A 19740-nucleotide genomic window follows, 5' to 3' on the forward strand; every position below is an offset into this window, starting at 1 on the left:
TGTGCTCGCTACCGGTCGGGCCGAGGGGAGCCGGTCGCCGGCGAGCGGCCGGGCACGACCAGGCCCGACTCGTACGCCACCACCACCGCCTGGGTGCGGTCGCGCAGTCCCAGCTTGCCCAGGACGCGGCTGACGTGGGTCTTGACCGTCTCCTCGCCGACCACGAGCCGGGCTGCGATCTCCGGGTTGGACAGCCCTTCGGCGATCAGGCACAGCACCTCGGTCTCCCGCGGCGTCAGCGCATTCAGCGCCGCGGTCGGGGGTCGGCGCTGCTGGCGCAGCCGCGCGAACTCGGCGACCAGCCGCCGGGTGACGGTCGGCGCGAGCAGTGCCTCGCCGGCGGCGACGATGCGCACGGCGTCGAACAGCCGCTCGGCGGTGACATCCTTGAGCAGGAAGCCGCCGGCTCCGGCGGCGAGCGCGTCGTACACGTGCTCGTCGAGGTCGAACGTGGTGAGGATCAGGATGCGGGGCCCGTCCGGGCCGGATTCGGCGACGATGCGCCGGGTGGCCTCGATGCCGTCGAGCACGGGCATGCGTACGTCCATCAGCACGACGTCCGGGTGATGGGCGCGGCACGCCTGCACGGCCTGCTCGCCGTCGGCGGCCACGGCGGCCACGGTGAAGTCGGGCTGGGTGGCGAGCAGGCCGGCGAAGGCGGTGCGGACCACCTCGTGGTCGTCGACGACGACGATGCGGATGGGGTTCATGCCTCGGTCTCCCTGGTCGGCAGGACGGCCTCGATGAGGAAACCGCCGGTCGGCGCCGGTCCTGCGGTCAACCGGCCGCCGACCGTGGCGGCGCGTTCGCGCATGCCGGTCAGCCCGTGCCCGCCGGCGTCTGCGGCGGGCGGCGGCGGCCCCGGCCCGTTGTCGCGTATGCGCAGCAGCAGGGTGTCGTGGCGGTAGTGCAGTTCCACGTCGACGGCCGCGCCCCGGGCGTGGCGGCGCACGTTGGTCAGCGCCTCCTGCACGATCCGGTACGCGACCAGCTCGATCCCGGGATCCAGCGCGGTGACCGCACCGCGCACGATGAGCCGGGTGCTGCCGGGATGCAGCTCCCGCGCCTCGTCGAGCAGGTCGTTGAGCTGGTGGAGGCCGGGCTGCGGCCGGCGGGTGGGCTCGGGATCGGCGTCCTCGCGCAGCACACCGAGCAGCCGGCGCATCTCGGTCAGCGCCGTGCGGGCGGTGTCGCCGATGGCGGTGAGCCGGCGTGCGCCCTCGTCGGGCAGACCCGGCGTGGTCAGCCGGGCCGACTCGGCCTGCACAGCGATCATGGAGATGTGGTGGGCGACGACGTCGTGCAGCTCGCGGGCGATCCGGGCCCGCTCGCCCCGGGCCACGTGCTCGGTGAGGGTGTCGGCGATGGCCCGGTCGGCGACCTCGCGGCGCACCGCGTCGGCGCGGGCCCGCCGCGCCGCGCCGGTGGCCACCGCGACCGCGGCGACGGCCAGCAGCACGACGGCCAGCGAGCGGCCGCCGGACGCGGCGGCGGTCTGCGGCAGCACCGCGTACGCGGCGAACGGCAGCACCAGCAGTGCGGCGGTCCTGGCCGGACGGTCGCGGCCCACCACATGGCAGGTGACGGCCAGGGCCACCAGGCCCGCTACCGGCGGCGGGTAGCCGGTCAGCGGCCCGAGCAGGCACACCGCACTCACCAGGGCGGCGGCCGCCACCGGCAGGGTCCGCACCAGGGCCACCGGTGCGGTCACCGCCACCGCCAGCAGCGCGCCGAGGGGCCGGGTGAGCGGCTGCCCGGTCTCGCGTACGGCGATCTCGGCGAGCGCGGCGCAGCCGAGCACGGCCGCGGCCAGGTAGGGCTGGTACGCCGGCGCGAGCATCCGGCGACGGCCCGCCGGTCGTTCGTCCGGGTTCAGCTGCACGTCAGCCATTGTGCCGGGCCGGTCCGGGCGGCGTCGTCACCGGCTGCGGGGGCGGACGGGTCCCCCGTGCGGGGGAGGGGTGGCTCGCAGCGGGGAGGCCGAGGACCGCTCCGCGGCGTGACGACCTCGGGCCGTGCTCGGCCGTAGCGTGCTGGCCATGTCACCCACCATCGAGGTCCGCGGCGTGCGCAAGCACTACCGCAGCACCGTCGCCGTCGACGGCCTGACCTTCACCGTACGTCCGGGGGAGGTCACCGGCTTCGTCGGACCCAACGGGGCCGGCAAGTCCACCACCATGCGGATCATCCTCGGCCTAGACGCGCCCGACGAGGGCGACGCGCTCGTCGGCGGGCGGCCCTACCGTTCGCTGCGGACCCCGCTGACGCAGGTCGGCGCGCTGCTGGACGCGTCCGCCGTGCACCCGGGCCGTAAGGCACGCGACCACCTGCTGTGGCTCGCGCACAGCAACGGCATCGCGCGGCGGCGCGTCGACGAGGTCATCGACCAGGTCGGGCTCGCCTCGGCGGCACGCCGCCGGGCCGGCGGCTTCTCGCTGGGCATGCAGCAGCGGCTGGGCATCGCCGCCGCGCTGCTGGGCGACCCGCCGGTGCTCATGTTCGACGAACCCGTCAACGGGCTGGACCCCGACGGCATCGTCTGGATCCGCGGGCTGATGAAGTCGCTGGCCGCCGAGGGCCGGGTCGTGTTCGTGTCCAGCCACCTGATGAGCGAGCTGCAGGACACCGCCGACCACCTGATCGTCATCGGGCGGGGCCGGCTGATCGCCGACACCAGCGTCACCAAGCTGCTGGCGGCCGCGTCCAAGGGCCGGGTCGAGGTCCGCACGCTGCGGCGTACCGAGGCGATGACGCTGCTGGCCAACGCCGGCGCCACCGTCGCCGCGATCGACGCCGAGACGCTCACCGTCGACGGCCTGACCGGTGAGCAGGTCGCCGCCCTGCTCACCGAAGCGGGGCTCGCGTTCTCCGAGCTGCGCTCGCACCGCGCATCACTGGAGGAGGCGTACATGGAGCTCACCCGCGACGCGGTCGAGTTCGGCGGCAACGGGGAGGGCACCCGATGAGCGCGCTGCGGGAATTCGGGCGGCTGCTGCTGGCCGAGTGGACCAAGCTGCGCTCGGTGCGCCGCTGGGTGATCACCCTGCTCGGCGCGGCAGTGCTGACCCTGGGGCTCAGCATGGTCGCCGCGACCGGCGGCACCAACGTCAACGAGCGCCCCAACTTCGTCGTCGGGCCGGATGGCAGCCCCGTCACGGACGGCATGCACTTCGTGCACCAGCCGATGACCGGCGACGGCACGATCACGGTCCGGGTCGTGTCGCTGGGCGAACCGCCCGTCGAGCGGGAGGCCTCCGGCGGGCCGCCGGGGGCGCAGAAGCTGCCGGTGGGCCCGTGGGGCGGCGCTGGTGTGATCGTCAAGGACGGCACCCGGGCCGGTTCGTCGTACGCGTCGGTGCTGCTGACGCCGACGCACGGGGTGCGTATGCAGGCCGACTACCGGACCGACCTGCCCGGCAGCGCGAGCGCCGGGACGCGCTGGCTGCGGCTGACCCGGGCCGGCGACCGCATCACCGGCTACGAGTCGGCTGACGGGGCGACGTGGCAGCAGATCGGGGACGTGACCGTGCCCGGCCTGCCGACCAGCGCCGAGATCGGCCTGTTCGTGTCGGCGGAGCCCGTGCTGATGCTCAGTCGCTCGGCCGGCAGCACCTCGGTCGGCATTCTCCCGGTCAAGGCCATGGCGACGTTCGACAACCTGACCCTGGCCGCCGCGACGCCGACCGGTGCGTGGCGTGGCGACGAGGTGTCCATGCCGGTGGCGCCGGGCCCCGAGGACGAACCGGCCCGGGATCCGGACAAGGGCAAGCTGCCCAGCGGCGGGGTACGCGAGACCGGCGGCACGTACACCGTGACCGGCTCGGGCAAGATCGGCCCGGAGGACCCGCCGGACGACATGGTGCAGATCTCGCTGTTCGGGGTGCTGGCCGGGCTGATGGCGCTGATCGCGGTCGGCGTGCTGTTCGCGACGTCGGAGTTCCGCCGCGGCATGATCCGCACGTCGTTCCTGGCGAGCCCGCGCCGCGGCCGGGTGCTGGGGGCCAAGGCCGTGGTGCTGGGCACTGCCGTGTACGTGATCGGGCTGGTGTCGGTCGTCGCGGCGTTCCTGATCACGCAGCCGATGCTGCGCGCCCACGGGTTCGCCCCGCCGGCGTTCGTGAAGGTGTCGCTGACCGACCCTGCGGTGATCCGGGCGCTGCTGCTGACACCGGCGTTCATGGCGGCCGTCGCGGTGTTCAGCCTGGCCGCGGGCATGATCATGCGGCGCAGCGCCGCCGCGATCACCACCACGGTCGTCCTGGTCATCCTGCCGGTGATCGTCGGTTCGATGCTGCCGCCGAGCGCGGCCCAGTGGCTGATGCGAGTGACGCTGGCCGGCGGGTTCGCCACCCAGCGGGCCAAGCCGCCGAACGACACCCTCGTCGAGCCCTGGTCGATGATCGGCCCCTGGGCCGGGATCACCGTGGCGGGTGCGTACGCCCTCGGCGCGCTCGCGCTGGCCTGGTGGCAGCTGCGACGGCGGGACGCATGAGACGCTCCCTGCACGCCGAGTGGACCAAGCTGCGCACCCTGCCCAGCACCGGATGGCTGCTGGTGGCCGCTGTCGCGGGCACCGTGCTGGTCGGGTACGCCGCGACGGGCACCCTGGACATCGAGCACTGCCGGGCGCCGTGGTGCTACGAGGACACGACCAAGCTCAGCCTGCTCGGCGTACGCCTGGGCCAGGCCGCGATCGTGATCCTCGCCGTGCTCGCGGTCACCCCCGAATACGGCACCAAGATGATCAAGACAACGCTGGCGGCCACCCCCGGCCGGCTGACCGTGCTCGCGAGCAAGCTGGCCGTCGTCACCGGGATCACCCTGCTCGCCGCCGTACTCGGCGTGCTCGGATCGTTCCTGGCGGCCCGGGCAGTGCTGCCCGGCAACGGGTTCACCAGCGCCAACGGCTACCCGCCGCTGTCGCTGAGCGACGAGCTGACCCGGCGGGCCGCGGTCGGCAGCGTGCTCTACCTGGGACTGATCGCGGTGCTCGGGGTCGGCATCGGGGCACTGGTGCGGGACACGGCCGCCGCGGTGACCACCGTGCTCACGCTGCTGTTCGCCGCGCCGGTGCTCGCCATGCTGGTGACGGACCCGCGGTGGCAGCACCGCATCCACCGGTTCGCGCCGATGGACGCGGGGCTGACCATCCAGACGACTCGCGACATCGCCGCCACCACCCACATCGGTGCGTGGGCCGGGATGGGCGTGCTGGCGGCGTACGCCGCTGCCGCGCTGGTCGCTGGAGCGCTCGTCTTCCGGTTCCGCGATGCCTGACGGTCGCCGTCCGCCGCACGGCGGACGTGCTCGACCTGACCGAGAACTGGAGAGGAACCTCGTGAACGTCTCGACCACCGACCTGGCCCGCCGGTTCGGCCGGACCACGGCCGTGGCCGGCGTGACCCTGGACGCCGACACGGGCGTGTACGGACTGCTCGGCCCGAACGGCGCGGGCAAGACCTCGCTCCTGCGGATGCTGGCGACGGTGAGCACACCGTCCTCGGGCCGAATGGAACTGTTCGGCAACGACCCCGGGATCAGCGGCAGCGGCGGCAGATCAGCCGCCAGCTCGGCTACGTGCCACAGAGCCTGGGCTTCTACCCCGCCCCACTGGAGCGCGGATACAGCGCGGTCCTCGCGGCGGCAACGAGGCGGGGACTCGGCGTCGTGCGTGAAGGTGCGACCACCGGACGGTCCGGCGGTAGGCGCGTTCGGTTGCCTCGACGAGGTGCCTCAGGCGGCTAGAACGTCCGGATCGCGATCTCGGCCGGTGCGGCCAGACCGTTGACGATCTCGTCGTCGAGCTTGACGAGGGTCAGGGAGGCGCCGGCCATGTCGAGCGAGGTGCAGTACTCGCCGACGTAGTTGCGCCGGACATGGATCCCGCGGGCCTCGAGTTGCTCGTGGGCGCGACCGTAGAGCAGGTACAGCTCGCCGATCGGGGTGCCACCCAAGCCGTTGATCATCAGGGCGACGTCGTCGCCGCGCTCGTAGGGCAGGTCCGTCACCACGGCTTCCAGCAGCTCGTCGATGATCGTGTCGGCGTTGGCGAGCTTCTCCCGGCGACGCCCGGGCTCGCCGTGGATCCCGACCCCGATCTCCATCTCGTCGTCGCCGAGTTCGAACAGCGGCGAACCCTTCGCCGGCGGCGTGCACGAGGTGAGCGCCATACCCATGGTCCGGGTGACGGAGTTGACCTTGTTGCCGAGCCGCACGAGCTCGTCGATGTCGGCGCCCGCCTCGGCGGCCGCGCCGACCACCTTGATGACGAAGAAGTTCCCGGCGACACCGCGCCGGCCGATCGTGAACGTGGAGTCCGACACCGCGACGTCGTCGTCGACGAGCACCGTCTTGATCTGGACGCCCTCGGCTTCGGCCATCTCCTTGCCCATGTCGAAGGCCATCCGGTCACCGGTGTAGTTGTTGATCAGATGCAGCACGCCCTTGGGCGAGGCGAGCAGTTTGCTGGTCTCCAGCACGTAGTCCATGGGCGGTGCGGCGAACACGTCGCCGGGGCAGGCCGCGTCGAGCATGCCCTTGCCGACGATCATCACGTGGGCCGGTTCGTGGCCGGAGCCCGAGCCCTGGATGACGGAGACCTTGTCCGCGCGCGGGGCGTCGGCCCGCATGATGAGGTTGTACTCGGGGACGTAGCGCAGCGTGTCCGGATTCGCCAGGGCCACGCCCTTGAGCATCTCGGTGACGAACTGGCGGGGATCGTTGACGAACTTCTTCATGGCAGGTCGTCCCTTCAGGATGCGGCGGGCCAGGCGTCGGCGAGGGCTTCGAAGATGACGGCGACGGCCACCGCGCCCGGGTCGACGCTGCCGATGCTGCGCTCGCCGGTGTAGCTCGCGCGGCCGCGGCGGGCCTCGAGTTTGGCGGTCTCGTCCGCACTGGCGCGGGCCACGGTCGCGGCGGCCCGGACCGTCGCCGGTCCGTCGCTGCCGAGGCCGACCTGCCGGGCGATCTCGTCGGTGGCCGGTGCCAACGCGTCGAGCAGGGTCTTGTCGCCGAGGCTGGCGCTGCCGCGGGCCTGGATACCCTCGATCGCCGCACGCAGCATCGCCACGACGGTCTCCCCGTCGATGGCGGTCTTGCCGGTGGCGGCGGTCGCGGCGCGCAGGAAGGCGGTGCCCCACAGCGGCCCGGAGGTTCCGCCGATCCGGCTGGTGATCACGATCGCGACCTTGCGCAGGAACGTGGCGACGTCGGTGCGGTCGAAGGTGTCCCAGTCACTCAGGACGATCTCGAAGCCGCGGGCGAGGGAGTAGCCGAAGTCGCCGTCGCCCACGACGGCGTCGAGGTCGCCGAAGTACTTCTCGTTCGCGACGGCGGTCTGCGCGATCGTGCGCACCACGAACTCGACCTGCGGCAGCGGGTTCTCGGTCATCGCCCGTCCTTGTCTGCGAGCACGGCCTCGAGGTCGGCCAGCGTGACGTACGCCCCGGGCGCGGCTTGGCTGTCGTTGGCGAGCACCGTGACCGGGTCGGCGTCCGGCTCGCCGAGCGAGTCGACGACGAACGCGGCGCCGGTGAAGTCCTCGTCGGCGGTGTAGTCGTTGACCGTGACGACACAGGCGATCCCGGCGGCGACAGCGGCGGCCAGGCCGTTGTGGGAGTCCTCGACGACCACCGCGTCGTGCGGTGCCAGCCCGAGCCGGTCGAGTGCGAGCAGGTAGATGTCGGGCGCCGGTTTCTTGCGCGGCACGATGTCGCCGGCGAGCACGGTGAAGTCGCCGGCCCGGTCCGGGCCGACGGCGTGCTCCAGCACCGCGCGCACGGATGGTTCGGCCGAGGTCGAGGCGACGGCGAGCAGCCAGCCGGCGGCGCGGGCCTGTTCGGTGATGCGGGCGATGCCTGGGCGGGCCGGCAGGTCGCCCGCCGCGACCATGGCGGTGTAGATCTCGGTCTTGCGGCGGTGCCAGGCGGCGACGGCTTCGGCCTGTCCGGCCGGGTCGGGCGGCAGCCCGGCGGCGGCGACGAACTGCGGTGTCAGCAGGCTCGCCATGCGCTCCTTGCCGCCGCCGATCGCGAGCTTGCGGCCGTACTCCTGCTCGTCCCACCGCACCGGCAGCCCGAACTCGGCGAACGTCTGATTGAACGCGGGCAGGTGCCCGTAGCGTTCGGTGTCGGCCAGGACGCCGTCACAGTCGAAGATCAGGGCTTTCACCATGCCCGCCCCGTGCTGCCGAAGCGGTCGGCGTAGCCGGCGGCCATCGCGGTGACGTCCGCCGCGACGTGCTTGAACAGCGAGGGCGGGTCCCACTTGCCCTGCGCCTCGGCGTCGCGCAGGAAGGCCAGGTTCGACGTCATGTAGGTGATCTTGAGTGCGGTGGACACGTTGACCTTCGCGCAGCCCCGGGCGATCAGGTCGGTGAACTGGGCGTCGGTCAGGCCGGTGCCGCCGTGCAGCGCGATCGGCACGCCGGTCGCCGCGACGAGGTCGCTGACCCGCTGGCCGTCGAGGTGCGGTTCGGCCGAATAGACCCCGTGCGCGTTGCCGATCGACGGCGCGAACACGTCGACCCCGGACGTCTCGACGAAGTGCACCGAGATGTCCAGCGACTGCCGGTGGGACGCCTCGTCGCTGCCGACGCCGTCCTCGACACCGGTGATCGCCTCGATCTCACCCTCGACGTGGGCGCCGTAGGCGCGGGCCTCGGCGACCACCTCGATGGTCTGGCGCAGGTTCTCCTCGACGGGCAGGGTGGACGCGTCGAACAGCACCGAGTTCCAGCCCTTGGCCAGGCACTCGGTGATCACCGCCCGGTCCGGGCAGTGGTCGAGATGGAGGCTGACCGGCACCTCGATGCCGGCCGTCATCGCCCGCCACATCGCGATGAGCACGTCGGATCGGATGGAACGCACCGTCTTGACCGAGGTCTGGACGATGACGGGAGATCGGCGCTCGACCGCGGCGGCCAGCACGCTCTCCATCGTCAGGTCGTTGACGATGTTGATCGCGGGGACGCCGTAGTGCTCGCGCATCGCCCGGTCGACGATCTCCTTGAGCGGCACGACACCCATATGGCGAAGGTTAGAACCCGAACGGACTCCGGATCGGCGGATGCGAAATACCGACCGTCGGTTTGGGTACTTCGCACCGCACCTGCGCTCAACACCCGATTCTGCCCACTCACCCCTGGTCCGCGGCGAGCAGTTCGATCCTCACCGTTGACCGGTCAGGGCTGCCCGGCCTGCGTAGACGGCACGCTCGCCCAGCTCCTCCTCGATACGAAGGAGTTGGTTGTACTTGGCGGTGCGGTCGCTGCGTGACAGCGAGCCGGTCTTGATCTGTCCACAGCCGGTGGCCACGGCCAGGTCGGCGATGGTGGTGTCCTCGGTCTCGCCGGAGCGGTGCGACATCACCGCGCTGTAGCCCGCCTCCCGCGCGGCCTGCATGGTGGTGAGCATCTCGGTCAGGGTGCCGACCTGGTTGACCTTGACGAGGATCGAGTTGGCGATGCCTCGGGCGATGCCGTCGCGCAGCAGGTCGACATTGGTGCAGAACACGTCGTCGCCGACCAGCTGCACCCGGCTCCCGAGCCGATCGGTGAGCGCCTTCCAGCCTTCGAAGTCGTCCTGGGCGACGCCGTCCTCGATCGACACGATCGGGTACTGCTCGGCCAGCTCCACCAGGTAGTCGACGTGCTCGGCGACCGTGCGGACCCGCTGCTCGCCGTGGTAGTGGTAGGCGCCGTCGCGGTAGAACTCGGATGCGGCCGGGTCCAGGGCGATGGCGATGTCGACGCCCGGGGTGTAGCCGCTGTCGCTGATCGCGGTGCTGATGAAGGCCAGGGCTTCGTGCGCGTTGTGCAGCACCGGCGCGAAGCCGCCCTCGTCGCCGACGGCGGTGTGCTGGCCGGCGGCCTGCAGGGCGGCCCGCAGGGTGTGGAACACCTCCGAACCCATCCGGACCGCTTCGGTGAAGCTCGTCGCGCCGACCGGGGCGATCATGAATTCCTGGAAGTCGAGCGGATTGTCGGCGTGAGCGCCGCCGTTGACGATGTTCATGAGCGGCAGCGGCAGGGTGACCGCGTCCGGGCCGCCCAGGTACCGGTACAGCGGCTGGCCTGCGGCGACGGCGGCGGCCTTCACCACCGCGAGGGAGACGCCGAGGGTGGCGTTGGCGCCGAGCCGCGACTTGTTGGCGGTGCCGTCCAGCTCGATCAGCACCCGGTCCACGCCGGCCTGGTCGGCGCCGTCCAGACCGGCGACCGCGTCGGCGATCTCACCGAGTACGGCCTCGACCGCACGGCGTACGCCTTTGCCGTGGTAGCGGCGGGTGTCGCCGTCGCGCAGCTCGACGGCTTCGGCGGTGCCGGTGGAGGCCCCCGACGGGACGGCGGCCCGCCCGAGCGAGCCGTCGTCGAGCAGCACGTCGACCTCGACGGTCGGGTTGCCGCGGCTGTCCAGGATCTCCCGGGCGTGCACGGTGTCGATGGCGGTCATCTGGCTCCTTCGGTTCGGGTGGTCGGCGAGCCAGCGCAGCACCTGCTCGGCGTGCAGGGCAGGCTCGGTCACCGGGTGGAACACGTGCTCGACCACGCCGTCGTTCACGATGAGCGTCAGCCGCCGGTAGTAGGTCGACCCGTCGGCGTGGAAGACCGGCAGCCGCAGCGCGGTCGCCAGGCTCAGCCGGGGATCGGCCAGCAGCGGGAACGGCAGCCGCAGCCGGTGGGCGAGTTCTCGCTGGTAGCCGGTGGTCTGCGCGGACAGGCCGTAGACCTGGTCGCAGCCTGCGGCCAGCAATTCGGTGTGCAGGTCCCGGAAACCGCACGCCTGCACCGTGCAGCCCCGGGCACCGGTGACGTCGTCCCAGCCGTCGGGCATCGCGACGCCGGGCCGGCTGGTCATCGGATACACGAACACCACCGCCCGGCGCCCGTCGAACGCCGCCGGTCCCACCGCGGTGCTGTCGGTGGCCCGGAAGGTCAGCCCGGGCATCAGCGCACCGACGAGACCGGCCGGGTCACCACCGGCAAAAACCCGGCCGTCCACCTGCCCGGCGGCGGGACCGGCGTTCGCGTCGACCAGCGCCAGCAGGGTGTCGCGCTGGCCGATCAGCCGCTCGATCCGCTGCTCCAGTCCGGCGATCGCCTGCCGGTAGGTGCCCAGGGCTGCCGGATACGCCTCGGGACCGTCGCCGTCGGCCATGGCCTCGACGAACGGCCTGGTCTCCTCGACGCTGAACCCCAGCGCCGTCAGCGTCCGGATCTGCTCGACCAGGCGCACCGCCACCGGGGCGTACTCCCGGTAGCCGTTGCCCAGCCGTCGGGGGACGACCAGACCGGCCGCCTCGTAATATCGCAGCGCCCGGACCGTGGTTCCCGTCCGATGCGCCAGTTCACCCACTCGCACGCCACGACCGTAAACCTGTACCCACGGGTACAGGTCAAGCGGCGACCACGGTCACGCCCCGGCCGGCCAGCTCAGAGGGACGCGGTGGCGGCCAGGGCGTCGCCGAGCGGGGTGCGCCGGTACAGCACGGACCGTCCGGCGCGGGCGCGGTCGAGCAGGCCCGCGCGCAGCAGCACGGCCAGGTGGTCGCCGACCGCGCCGGGCGCGAGGCGGAGCGCGCGGGCGAGCTGGGTGGTGCTGGCCGGCTCGGCGAGCGCTTCCAGCAGGCGCGCCCGCGCCTTGCCGACCAGCGCGGACAGGGCTTCCGCCGGTGGTGGGTCCGGCTCCCACAGCGCCGCCACGCCGCGCGCGGCGTAGATGATCGCGGGGTGCCATGGCTGCTCGCTGTGCGCGGCCACGCCCGGCCAGACGAACACCGACGGCACCAGCAGCAGGCCCCGGCCCGCCACGTCGACGTGTGCGGTCAGCAGTTGCGGGATCTCGATGCCGCCGTCGCGCCAGCGCACGCGCGGCAGCCCGTCGAACGCGGCCGCCCAGCCGGATCGGCCCAGGTCGGTGGACCGGTGCAGGACGTCGCGTTCGCAGATGACCCGCAACCGGAGCCAGTCGGCGGCCAGCAGCGAGTGCCAGGCCTGTTCCAGCACGGCGGCGAGCACCGCGGTGACGTCCGGGGCGTGCAGGACCGCCAGCGCGCCGGGATCGTGGCAGGCCCGCCGGGCGAGGCAGTCCCGGATGTCGCGGCGGGCCAGGGCGAGCGGGGTGGCCCGCACGGCGGCGAGGTCGTCGCCGATGGTCTGGGTCAGGCCCGCCGGCGGCGGGGCCAGGAACCCCGGGCCGCGGCGGGGCGAGTGCAGCGCCACCACCGCCCGCATCGCCGGGTTGGCGGACAGCTTCTCGTACGCGGGCCGCAGCCGCGCCGCCCAGCCGGGCGGGAGCCGCTGCTCACGGGACAGGCCCGCCAGGATGCGGATGAGGCTGTCCAGCTCGAACAGTGGGGAGATCGCGAAGCGGCTGTGCAGCAGGTCGTCCGCGGTGACCTCGAACCGGAGCATGCCCCGACCTTACGTCGCTGGACGAAACATTCGCCGGTCGACCGTCGGTCCGTGAGGCTCGCCCTGTGATCGAGCCCAAGCAGGTGACGTACCGGGATGTGCTGTCCGAGCCGGTGTTCCGCACGCTGTTGCTGACCCGGACGCTGTCGATCGCGGCCGGGTCGCTGCGGATCCTGGCGCTGTCCGTGCTCGTCTTCGACCGCACCGGGTCGCCCGTGCTGACCGCGCTCACGTTCGCGATCGGGTTCGTGCCGCAGGTCGTCGGCGGGACGCTGCTCGCGGCGCTGGCCGACCGGGTGCGGCCCCGGCCGTTGATCGTGACCGGGTTCCTGCTGGACGCCGCCGCCGCGGCGACGCTGGCACTGCTGCCACTGCCGGTCGGCGCCAGCCTGGCCCTGCTCGCCGGGGTGGCGGTGTTCGGGCCGGTGTTCAACGGGGCGTCCAACCGGCTGATCGCCGAGCTGCTCACCGGCGATGCCTACGTGCTCGGCCGGGCTCTGTCCAGTATGGCCTCGGGCGGCGCACAGCTGCTCGGGCTCGCGTTCGGCGGCGCGGTCGTCGCCGCGCTGTCGCCCGGATGGGCGCTGCTGGCGGCGGCGGCCGGTGGGCTGGTCTGCGCGAGCTGGGTGCAGCTGCGGCTGCCCGACTTCGCGGCGCCGCCCGCCGAGACCGGATCCGCGGTCGGCCGGAGCTGGCAGGTCACCGCCTCGCTGTGGCGGGATCGTCCGGTGCGCCGGTTGCTGCTGGTGCAGTGGCTGCCACCCGCGTTCATCGTCGGAGCAGAGGCGCTGGTGGTGCCGTACTCGGGCGAGCGTGGCCACGGCTCCGCCGCGGCGGGGGTGATCCTGGCGTGCGCGCCGCTCGGCATGGTCGTCGGCAACCTCGTCTACAGCCGCCTGCTACCGCCGGTGATGCGGGAACGGCTGGTCGCCGTGATGATCGCCGGGCTCGGCGGCCCGCTGGCGCTGCTGGCCGCCCCGGTGCCCGCGGCCGTTGCCATGATCGTCATGTTCGGAGCCGGGGCGGCGTTCTGCTACTCGTTGGGCGTGCAGCGCCGCTTCCTGGAGGCGCTGGCGCCGCAGGTGCGCGGGCAGGCGTTCGCGCTGCAGTTCACCGGGCTGATGACGTTGCAGGGCGTCGGGCCGGTGCTGCTCGGCCTCATGGCCGAACGGGCCTCGACCGGCCCGGCGATGGCCGTCGCCGGAGCCGGGGCGGTGGCCGTCGGCTGCTGGTGGTGGTGGTGCAACCGCGACCCGCACCCGGCACGAGGAGCTGCCGAAGGCGTGGTCGTCGCGACGCACTGAGGTAGGGCTGCGACGCCGCAGGTCGTGGCGATGCAGGCGAGCCGGCAGGGCGGCCGCTCCTATGAATGGGACCCCGTCACCGCTGCCAGCGGCCATCCCGGCGCGCCGTCGACCGCGCCCCGCGCGGCGGCCGCCGTGTATGCGTGGGTCAGGGCGAACGCCAGGCACGGCATCAGCAACAGCACCGGCATGAAGAAGTCCGCCGGGTAGAATGCCGCCTCGGCGCCGGCTGCCGGGTCGTACGCGTGCACGATCCCGGTGCGCAGCGCCTCCCACCCCCACTGCCACGCGGGGTTCGCCGGCTCCAGGCCCGTGAGCCCCGTGAGCAGTGCCACCAGGCCCACGGTGAACACCTGGAGCAGCCCTGTCCCGGCGACCGCGCCCGCGGCCACCGCCCAGAGGCGATGCCCCCGCCGGCGTAGGGCGTGCACGGCGTGGATGAGCCCGACCGCGCAGGCGACCCAGAGCAGGTAGCACAGCGCCCGCCACCAGACGTGCTCGAAGGGCACCAGCCAGGCCAGGCCGATGAGGGCGGTCGCGGCCACCGGATGCTGCCACCAGTCCGTGCCGGCCCGGTGGCCGAGCCACATCCCGGCTGGCACCGCGACGGCGAGCAGCAGCACCGGGATGAGCGCTGGATACCAGTGCGGCCGGACGAGGGCGAGGCCCCCGACCGTGAGCGCGGGCAGCAGCAGCCACCAGCGGCGACGGCGTAGCGCGATCATGAAAAGGTGCTCCGTCCGCTCGATCAGCGCGCACCACAGCAGGTCCGCCAGGTCGCGTAGTGGTGTGACCGAGCGCGCCAGCAGGTCGGTCATCTCGTCGCCGTACCTTGCGCGCATCGGTGCGGGGTAGAGGCGCAGCATGGCGCGAGCGAGCACGCGTCGTGTTCCGGATCCGGTCACGAGCCACCCCTTTACTACGTTGGACGTAGTATCGAGGTGAGCCTGGGGCATGTCAATGAGCGCGTTCACCCGACTACCGCAAGCGGTGTGTCGGCAATGGACGCGACGGACGATGAGGCCCCGGTCGCCGGTCGCCTGCTCGGCCGGCGGCCTGGTGGTCAGAAGATCGCACCGGGGTTGAGGATGCCCAGGGGATCGAGTGCGTTCTTGATCCGTTGGTTGAGTTCGAGCGCGTCCTGCCCGAGGTAGTCGGGCAGCCAGGCCTTCTTGAGGCGGCCGACGCCGTGTTCGCCGGTGATCGTGCCGCCCAGGGCGATGGCGAGCTCCATCACCTCCGCGTAGGCGCGGTGGGCGCGCGCCGACTGGTCCGCGTCCATGGGGTCGAACACGATCAGCGGATGCGTGTTGCCGTCACCGGCGTGGGCGATGACGGCGATCGTGACATCGCGGGTGCGGGAGATCGCTGCTATGCCGCGCACCAGCGCGCCGAGTGCGGGCACCGGCACGCCGACGTCCTCCAGCAGCAGCGTGCCCTTCTTCTCGACCGCCGGAATCGCCATGCGCCGGGCGACGGTGAACGACTCGCCGGTCTCCTGGTCGTCGGTGGAGAACACCTCGACGGCGTGGTTGGCCTGACAGATGGCGCTGATCTGGCCGATCTCCGCGGCTGCGTGGGGTGCGGGCTCGTCGGACTGGATGACGAGCATGGCCTGGGCGCTGCGATCCAGGCCCATCCTGGTGAGGTCTTCCACGGCGTTGATCGACGTCCGGTCCATGAACTCGAGCATGGACGGGCGCATTCGGCGGGTGACGTCCAGCACGGTGCGGGTCGCGTCGTCGAGGGAGGCGAACGTGGCGACCAGGGTGGCCCGCGGCCGCTGCGCCGGGATGAGCCGCAGCACGATGCGGGTGATGATGCCGAGAGTCCCCTCGCTGCCGACGAACAGCTTGGTCAGCGACAGCCCGGCGACGTCCTTGAGCCGGGGGCCGCCCAGTTCGACGGCGGTGCCGTCGGCGAGCACGACGGTGAGTCCCAGGACGTAGTCGCTGGTCACGCCGTACTTGACGCAGCACAGGCCACCGGCGTTGGTGGCGACGTTGCCGCCGATCGAGCAGAACTCGTACGAGGACGGGTCGGGTGGATACCACAGCCCGTGCTCGGCGGCCGCGGCCTTGACCTCGGCGTTGAACAGGCCCGGCTCCACGACGGCGGTCCGCGACGTCGGGTCGACGGTGATCGCACGCATGCGCTCGGTCGAGACGACCAGGCATCCGTCCACGGCCGAGGATCCGCCGGACAGGCCCGATCCGGCACCGCGTGGCACCACGGCGATGCGGTGCGCGGCCGCGAACCGGACCGCTTCCTGCACGTCCTGCGTGCAGGAAGCGCGGACGACCGCGAGGGGCATGCCCGCGTGCGGATCGTTGGCGCGGTCCCACCGGTAGGCGTCCATCTGGTCCGGGTCGACGATGACGCAGGTGGCGGGTAGCGCGGCCACCAGGGGCGTCAGGTCGACGGAGCCGGTCATGGCGGTGTCGGCACCTCCCTGATCGTCACGGCCGTCGGTGGTGCAGCTGCGGCCGGACCACGACCAATATCTATGATCTTATACGGGCGCGGCGAACAGTTCACGGTCTGATTCCGTCGCTGGGACAGTCCCGACGCCACCTATCCGAGGCCACGCTGACGATGGCTGCACCGGGTTTGGTCGATACGGCTGGGAATCGGTGTGTTACCCGGGTTGCGCAGTCTTCGGCCGTTGGCCATTATATGCGTTGATCACGAACGGGATGAAGGAAAATGACTCCTCCGCGCTGCTGATCCGAGACTTCACATGGACCTCGGTGGGCGTCATGGGGTCGTGGAGCCGGGTGTCGCAGCGTTGCGAGGAGGACGGAGCACGTGGCAGATCAGGTGGCCGCAGCCGACGGAGGGCACCTGGCCGAGCACGCGCTGGAACCGGATCGCGGGCGGCGGCGTACGCGCCGTCGACGGTGGTGGTTGTTCACCGCCACGGCGTTGGGTCTGCTGCTCTGCGTCCAGCCGCTGTTCTCCGGTGGTGACGACGCCGGCTCGCCGTCGTCCTGGCAACCCGACGCGGTGCCGGACGGCAGCTGGACGATCGGCGTGGCGGAGCCGACCGTCGACCCGATCCTGCCGTCCGCCCCCGCCACCACCACGGGGGCACCCGCGCCGACCTCCGCCGCCCCGTCGCGGCCCGCGCCCACGGGTCCGGCGAGCGCCTCGCCGGCTTCCGGTCCGGTGCTGCTCGGTCCGTCCGGAAAAGCCGGTGTGCAGGACCTGGCGGAGGAGTACTGCGATCGTCACGAGAGCGGCGCCATGGCGGGGCCACGCGCGGACGGCCGCTGGCACTGCGTCCGGCTGCTGCTGTTCGTGAGCATCGTCGACCTGAACGTCGCCTGCGCCGACACCTACGGCAAGGATGCGTACGCGCAGACCGCGGATCCGGACGACGCTTACGCCTGGCGGTGTTACCAGCGCTGACATAGCCGCGGGCATCACTCCGGCCGGGCTGCCAGGGCGGCGCACACTTGCCGACGGTGCGCGGTCCACCAGCGCAGCGTCCGCTCGTTGGCGGCGAACTGGTGATCGCAGGAGGTGTCGCCGCGGTCGTAACGCCAGTCCAGCGGCCAGAAGTCGGTGAACCACTGCCACCACGCCCGATGGACGAGATCGGCCAGCACCTCGTCGTCGACCGGCCGGACCGCACGGTAGCCCCGCACGACGGCCGCGATCCGATCCAGATCGAGCGCGCCGTCCTCGCCGGCGAGGTGCAGCAGGCAGGCGCGGATCAGCTCGGCGCCTGGCGGCTGGCGGCGTAGGCGGTCCCAGTCGAGCACGGCGACGATCGCACCGCCCCGCCAGACGAGGTTGAAGTGGTGGAAGTCGCCGTGGGTCCAACCCTGCTCCGGCTGCTGCCCGGCCGGCCGGACGGCGGTCGCCAGCAGCGTCCGCCGCCAGCGCAGATGGTCGGCGGCGACCCGGTCGACCGGGTCCGGAGCCGGCCGGGAGGCGATCGCGGCCAGGTAGTGCTCGATGCGTCCCGCGGCCGCCGCGTGGCTCGGCGGGTCCGTCGGCGCCGGGCCAGAGATGTCCGGGCAGACCGCGGCCAGCGCCGCGTGCACCCGCCCGAGCAGCCGTCCCAGCCGATGGCACGCGGCGACGTCCAGCCGCGCTCCGGGCAGGTGCTCGCCGTCGACCCAGGGCGTCACCGTGAACCCGACGCCGGCCAGCTGTGCCACCGTCTCGCCGGCGGCGTCGGCAACCGGGACCGCCACCGGGATGCCGTGCTCCGCCAGCCGCCGCAGCAGCGCATGCTGCGTCCGGGCTTGCTCGGGCGGCGCGTCGCGCAGCTCCTTGACGGCGTACTCCCGGCCGTCGTCGGTGGCGATCCGCCAGTTGCGGTTCATCATCCCGTGCGCCAGCCGGATCGAGGAGCGCGGAGCGGGCAGGCCGAACGCTCGGCAGACCTCGGCCAGCGGCGGATCACTTGTCACGGCGGCACCATAACCGGGTCGGCAGCGCACCCGCACCAGGCCGGCGGAACGTCTGCCGTGGCCGCACGTTCAGATCTGCGTTCGCGCCTGCTCGATGTGGCCCACGATGGCGTGAGCACCGTGCGCACTCGCGATGGCGTGCGCCTCGGCGAGCGTTGCGTGCGCCTCGGCCTGCCGGTCCTGGGCGGCGGCGATGTACGCCAGCCCGATCATGTTGGAGGCCACGCCCGGCAGGGCGCCGACCTCCCGACGCAACCGGGATGACTCCTCCAGTCGCTCGCGCGCCTCGTCCAGCCGGCCGGCCGCGTGCGCTGCGATCCCCAGGTGCCGCAACGCCTCGGAGTGGGTCGGCTTGTCGCCGGTCTGCGCCGCCAGCAGGCATGACCGCTCCAAGTACGGAATCGCGGTCTCGTTGTCACGCCGGATGAACTGGTGAAGGCAACCGATCCAGAACAGCGCCTCGCCTTCACCGCGTGGGTCGCCCAGTGCCTGGTACAACTCAAGCGCGCGCTCGAACAACGGCAGTTCGGCGGGATCCTCCGCGGGCAGCGAACCAGTGTCGGCGGACGCGCTCTGAAACCGTGCATGCAGAATCAGCCCCCGAGCCAACGCCGCATCGGCCTCGACCGCGTCCAAGCCCTGTTCCGCGTCCATCAACGCGCTGGTGTCGCCGCCGAACACCGCCCGTTCGTAGACCTCTCTGGCCCGTTCGATCCGATCGTCGATGCTCATCGCCGCCCCCGCTGCCATCGCCACCACCTGCTGAATCCAGCAGTTTAGCCGGGCAGGTCCCCTGCCAGGTCAAGGCGATCATCATCGGCTCGCCGGACATGTTTGGGCGATCATCCGTGCGGATATCCACGGTCATCAGACGTTCGTTTTACCTGCCCGTGCCGAAAGGGAGTCTCATGTATCTGTTCGATGCCGACAGCGTGGTCGTGAGCACCGCTGTCGAACTCCTCCGGGTGCATCAGCCCGCTTCGGCGGATGATCCGTCCTGCGGCGGCTGCGGTGAGCCGGCTCCGTGCGCGGTCGCCACGAACGCCACGCAGATCCGGTCCGCCGCGAACCTTGCCGCCGGGTTCGGCGAGCAGTGACCGCGACGGAGCCAGCCGGTCAGCGGCCCCGTTCGGCGCGCTGCTGACAGGAGATGCAGTGGATGGCCCACGGCATGACCTCCATCCGGGCGAGCGGGATCTGCTGCCCGCAGGTGCGGCACCGGCCGAACGAGCCGTCGCGCAGCCGGTCCAGCGCCGCCGACAAGCGCTCGGCCTGCTCGGTCAGCGCCGCCGTGACGATGTCCCGCTGCGCGGTGTCGCTGATCAGCGAACCCGCGTCGGCCACGTCGCCGGGCTCGTGCCGGGCGGCCTGCCGCAGGTGGTGCGACTCGGCGGTCTGCACGCGGATCTGTTCGACGGTCTGTTCGTGCCGCTGGCGCAGCAACGCCGCGACCTGTTCCAGGTCCACTCCGTCGTCGACAGACGTCATGCGGGTCCTCCTCATGCCACAGGCGGCCGTGCCCTCTGCCGACCGGCTCACCCGCCGCGGCGATGTGAGATCTGAGACCATACCGGCTGCATTGATGTAGTCGACGATG

General features: G+C 72.2%; 20 protein-coding genes and 1 pseudogene. 7 read left to right on the forward strand and 14 right to left on the reverse strand.

What is annotated here, in order from left to right:
* Positions 1–8 precede the first annotated feature (8 nt).
* Together F9C41_RS06105 and F9C41_RS06110 are read right to left on the reverse strand one after the other, a co-directional pair.
* Positions 9–710: a response regulator gene (locus F9C41_RS06105; protein WP_155385679.1), complete on the reverse strand. Its 702-nt coding sequence runs from the start codon at positions 708–710 to the stop codon at positions 9–11.
* Entirely contained in the window at positions 707–1882 is a 1176-nt protein-coding gene (locus F9C41_RS06110; RefSeq protein WP_230689348.1) for a sensor histidine kinase, read from the reverse strand. The genes F9C41_RS06105 and F9C41_RS06110 overlap by 4 nt, the downstream gene beginning before the upstream one ends.
* Before the next feature lie 157 nt (positions 1883–2039).
* On the opposite strand from F9C41_RS06110, the gene F9C41_RS06115 reads away from it, so the two are divergent.
* The 4 genes from F9C41_RS06115 to F9C41_RS42135 are packed head-to-tail and all read left to right on the forward strand — an operon-like array spanning position 2040 to position 5788.
* Positions 2040–2966, forward strand: coding sequence for an ABC transporter ATP-binding protein (locus F9C41_RS06115; protein ID WP_155385680.1), 927 nt, complete (start codon positions 2040–2042; stop codon positions 2964–2966).
* Positions 2963–4492: an ABC transporter permease subunit gene (locus F9C41_RS06120; RefSeq protein WP_155385681.1), complete on the forward strand. Its 1530-nt coding sequence runs from the start codon at positions 2963–2965 to the stop codon at positions 4490–4492. The genes F9C41_RS06115 and F9C41_RS06120 overlap by 4 nt, the downstream gene beginning before the upstream one ends.
* The gene (locus F9C41_RS06125) at positions 4489–5277 is read left to right on the forward strand and encodes an ABC transporter permease (RefSeq protein WP_155385682.1); all 789 of its coding nucleotides are present in this window, start codon (positions 4489–4491) and stop codon (positions 5275–5277) included. Before F9C41_RS06120 ends, F9C41_RS06125 begins: the two co-directional genes overlap by 4 nt.
* Entirely contained in the window at positions 5270–5788 is a 519-nt protein-coding gene (locus F9C41_RS42135; protein ID WP_407924670.1) for an ATP-binding cassette domain-containing protein, read from the forward strand. Before F9C41_RS06125 ends, F9C41_RS42135 begins: the two co-directional genes overlap by 8 nt.
* Here the strand turns inward: F9C41_RS42135 and dhaK are convergent.
* From dhaK to F9C41_RS06160, 7 genes and pseudogenes are all read right to left on the reverse strand, one after another.
* Positions 5742–6737, reverse strand: coding sequence for a dihydroxyacetone kinase subunit DhaK (dhaK, locus tag F9C41_RS06135; protein WP_155385683.1), 996 nt, complete (start codon positions 6735–6737; stop codon positions 5742–5744). The two genes, F9C41_RS42135 and dhaK, sit on opposite strands and share 47 nt — an antisense overlap.
* Positions 6738–6751: 14 nt before the next feature.
* Entirely contained in the window at positions 6752–7393 is a 642-nt protein-coding gene (dhaL, locus tag F9C41_RS06140) for a dihydroxyacetone kinase subunit DhaL (protein ID WP_155385684.1), read from the reverse strand.
* Positions 7390–8175 carry an HAD-IA family hydrolase gene (locus tag F9C41_RS06145; RefSeq protein WP_230689349.1) on the reverse strand — a complete coding sequence of 262 codons (786 nt, stop codon included), beginning with the start codon at positions 8173–8175 and terminating at the stop codon, positions 7390–7392. The genes dhaL and F9C41_RS06145 overlap by 4 nt, the downstream gene beginning before the upstream one ends.
* On the reverse strand, positions 8169–9029 hold the full coding sequence (locus tag F9C41_RS06150) for a class II fructose-bisphosphate aldolase (RefSeq protein WP_155385685.1): 861 nt from the start codon (positions 9027–9029) through the stop codon (positions 8169–8171). Before F9C41_RS06150 ends, F9C41_RS06145 begins: the two co-directional genes overlap by 7 nt.
* A gap of 141 nt (positions 9030–9170) precedes the next feature.
* Entirely contained in the window at positions 9171–10454 is a 1284-nt protein-coding gene (gene eno / locus F9C41_RS41115; RefSeq protein ID WP_230689451.1) for a phosphopyruvate hydratase, read from the reverse strand.
* A 75-nt stretch (positions 10455–10529) separates the two neighbouring features.
* Positions 10530–11363 (reverse strand): annotated as a pseudogene (locus F9C41_RS41120) (MerR family transcriptional regulator); the annotation flags it as partial.
* A 71-nt stretch (positions 11364–11434) separates the two neighbouring features.
* Complete coding sequence (locus tag F9C41_RS06160; protein WP_155385687.1) at positions 11435–12415, reverse strand: ArsR/SmtB family transcription factor; 981 nt, start codon at positions 12413–12415, stop codon at positions 11435–11437.
* 65 nt (positions 12416–12480) lie between these two features.
* Between F9C41_RS06160 and F9C41_RS06165 the strand changes: the two genes are divergently transcribed.
* Positions 12481–13719 (forward strand): MFS transporter, encoded by a 1239-nt coding sequence (locus F9C41_RS06165; RefSeq protein ID WP_230689351.1) that lies wholly within the window; start codon positions 12481–12483, stop codon positions 13717–13719.
* 59 nt (positions 13720–13778) lie between these two features.
* On the opposite strand, the gene F9C41_RS06170 is transcribed toward F9C41_RS06165, so the two are convergent.
* Together F9C41_RS06170 and F9C41_RS06175 are read right to left on the reverse strand one after the other, a co-directional pair.
* Positions 13779–14624 carry a hypothetical protein gene (locus F9C41_RS06170; RefSeq protein ID WP_155385688.1) on the reverse strand — a complete coding sequence of 282 codons (846 nt, stop codon included), beginning with the start codon at positions 14622–14624 and terminating at the stop codon, positions 13779–13781.
* Between the two features lie 158 nt (positions 14625–14782).
* Complete coding sequence (locus F9C41_RS06175; RefSeq protein WP_155385689.1) at positions 14783–16153, reverse strand: FAD-binding oxidoreductase; 1371 nt, start codon at positions 16151–16153, stop codon at positions 14783–14785.
* A 374-nt stretch (positions 16154–16527) separates the two neighbouring features.
* Here F9C41_RS06175 and F9C41_RS06180 point away from each other — a divergent pair, with 374 nt between their 5' ends.
* Positions 16528–17130 carry a hypothetical protein gene (locus tag F9C41_RS06180; protein WP_155385690.1) on the forward strand — a complete coding sequence of 201 codons (603 nt, stop codon included), beginning with the start codon at positions 16528–16530 and terminating at the stop codon, positions 17128–17130.
* Positions 17131–17144: 14 nt separating this feature from the next.
* Here the strand turns inward: F9C41_RS06180 and F9C41_RS06185 are convergent, their stop codons facing one another.
* Together F9C41_RS06185 and F9C41_RS06190 are read right to left on the reverse strand one after the other, a co-directional pair.
* Entirely contained in the window at positions 17145–18143 is a 999-nt protein-coding gene (locus F9C41_RS06185) for a phosphotransferase (protein WP_155385691.1), read from the reverse strand.
* Between the two features lie 69 nt (positions 18144–18212).
* Positions 18213–18875 (reverse strand): tetratricopeptide repeat protein, encoded by a 663-nt coding sequence (locus tag F9C41_RS06190; protein WP_155385692.1) that lies wholly within the window; start codon positions 18873–18875, stop codon positions 18213–18215.
* A 176-nt stretch (positions 18876–19051) separates the two neighbouring features.
* Between F9C41_RS06190 and F9C41_RS06195 the strand changes: the two genes are divergently transcribed.
* Positions 19052–19240 carry a hypothetical protein gene (locus F9C41_RS06195; protein ID WP_155385693.1) on the forward strand — a complete coding sequence of 63 codons (189 nt, stop codon included), beginning with the start codon at positions 19052–19054 and terminating at the stop codon, positions 19238–19240.
* 19 nt (positions 19241–19259) lie between these two features.
* On the opposite strand, the gene F9C41_RS06200 is transcribed toward F9C41_RS06195, so the two are convergent.
* On the reverse strand, positions 19260–19631 hold the full coding sequence (locus tag F9C41_RS06200) for a TraR/DksA family transcriptional regulator (protein WP_196279640.1): 372 nt from the start codon (positions 19629–19631) through the stop codon (positions 19260–19262).
* Positions 19632–19740: the final 109 nt, after the last annotated feature.

The sequence above is a fragment of the Catellatospora paridis genome (assembly GCF_009720365.1).
GTDB classification, from domain to species: domain Bacteria; phylum Actinomycetota; class Actinomycetes; order Mycobacteriales; family Micromonosporaceae; genus Catellatospora; species Catellatospora paridis.

Bases quoted from the DNA above. Each gene is read 5' to 3' on its own strand.
- F9C41_RS06145 (WP_230689349.1), bottom strand. From the start codon at position 8,175: ATGGTGAAAGCCCTGATCTTCGACTGTGACGGCGTCCTGGCCGACACC.
- F9C41_RS06195 (WP_155385693.1), top strand. From the start codon at position 19,052: ATGTATCTGTTCGATGCCGACAGCGTGGTCGTGAGCACCGCTGTCGAA.
- F9C41_RS06115 (WP_155385680.1), top strand. From the start codon at position 2,040: ATGTCACCCACCATCGAGGTCCGCGGCGTGCGCAAGCACTACCGCAGC.
- F9C41_RS06120 (WP_155385681.1), top strand. From the start codon at position 2,963: ATGAGCGCGCTGCGGGAATTCGGGCGGCTGCTGCTGGCCGAGTGGACC.
- eno (WP_230689451.1), bottom strand. From the start codon at position 10,454: ATGACCGCCATCGACACCGTGCACGCCCGGGAGATCCTGGACAGCCGC.
- F9C41_RS42135 (WP_407924670.1), top strand. From the start codon at position 5,270: ATGCCTGACGGTCGCCGTCCGCCGCACGGCGGACGTGCTCGACCTGAC.
- F9C41_RS06125 (WP_155385682.1), top strand. From the start codon at position 4,489: ATGAGACGCTCCCTGCACGCCGAGTGGACCAAGCTGCGCACCCTGCCC.
- F9C41_RS06190 (WP_155385692.1), bottom strand. From the start codon at position 18,875: ATGAGCATCGACGATCGGATCGAACGGGCCAGAGAGGTCTACGAACGG.
- F9C41_RS06200 (WP_196279640.1), bottom strand. From the start codon at position 19,631: ATGACGTCTGTCGACGACGGAGTGGACCTGGAACAGGTCGCGGCGTTG.
- dhaK (WP_155385683.1), bottom strand. From the start codon at position 6,737: ATGAAGAAGTTCGTCAACGATCCCCGCCAGTTCGTCACCGAGATGCTC.
- dhaL (WP_155385684.1), bottom strand. From the start codon at position 7,393: ATGACCGAGAACCCGCTGCCGCAGGTCGAGTTCGTGGTGCGCACGATC.
- F9C41_RS06105 (WP_155385679.1), bottom strand. From the start codon at position 710: ATGAACCCCATCCGCATCGTCGTCGTCGACGACCACGAGGTGGTCCGC.
- F9C41_RS06150 (WP_155385685.1), bottom strand. From the start codon at position 9,029: ATGGGTGTCGTGCCGCTCAAGGAGATCGTCGACCGGGCGATGCGCGAG.
- F9C41_RS06160 (WP_155385687.1), bottom strand. From the start codon at position 12,415: ATGCTCCGGTTCGAGGTCACCGCGGACGACCTGCTGCACAGCCGCTTC.
- F9C41_RS06175 (WP_155385689.1), bottom strand. From the start codon at position 16,153: ATGACCGGCTCCGTCGACCTGACGCCCCTGGTGGCCGCGCTACCCGCC.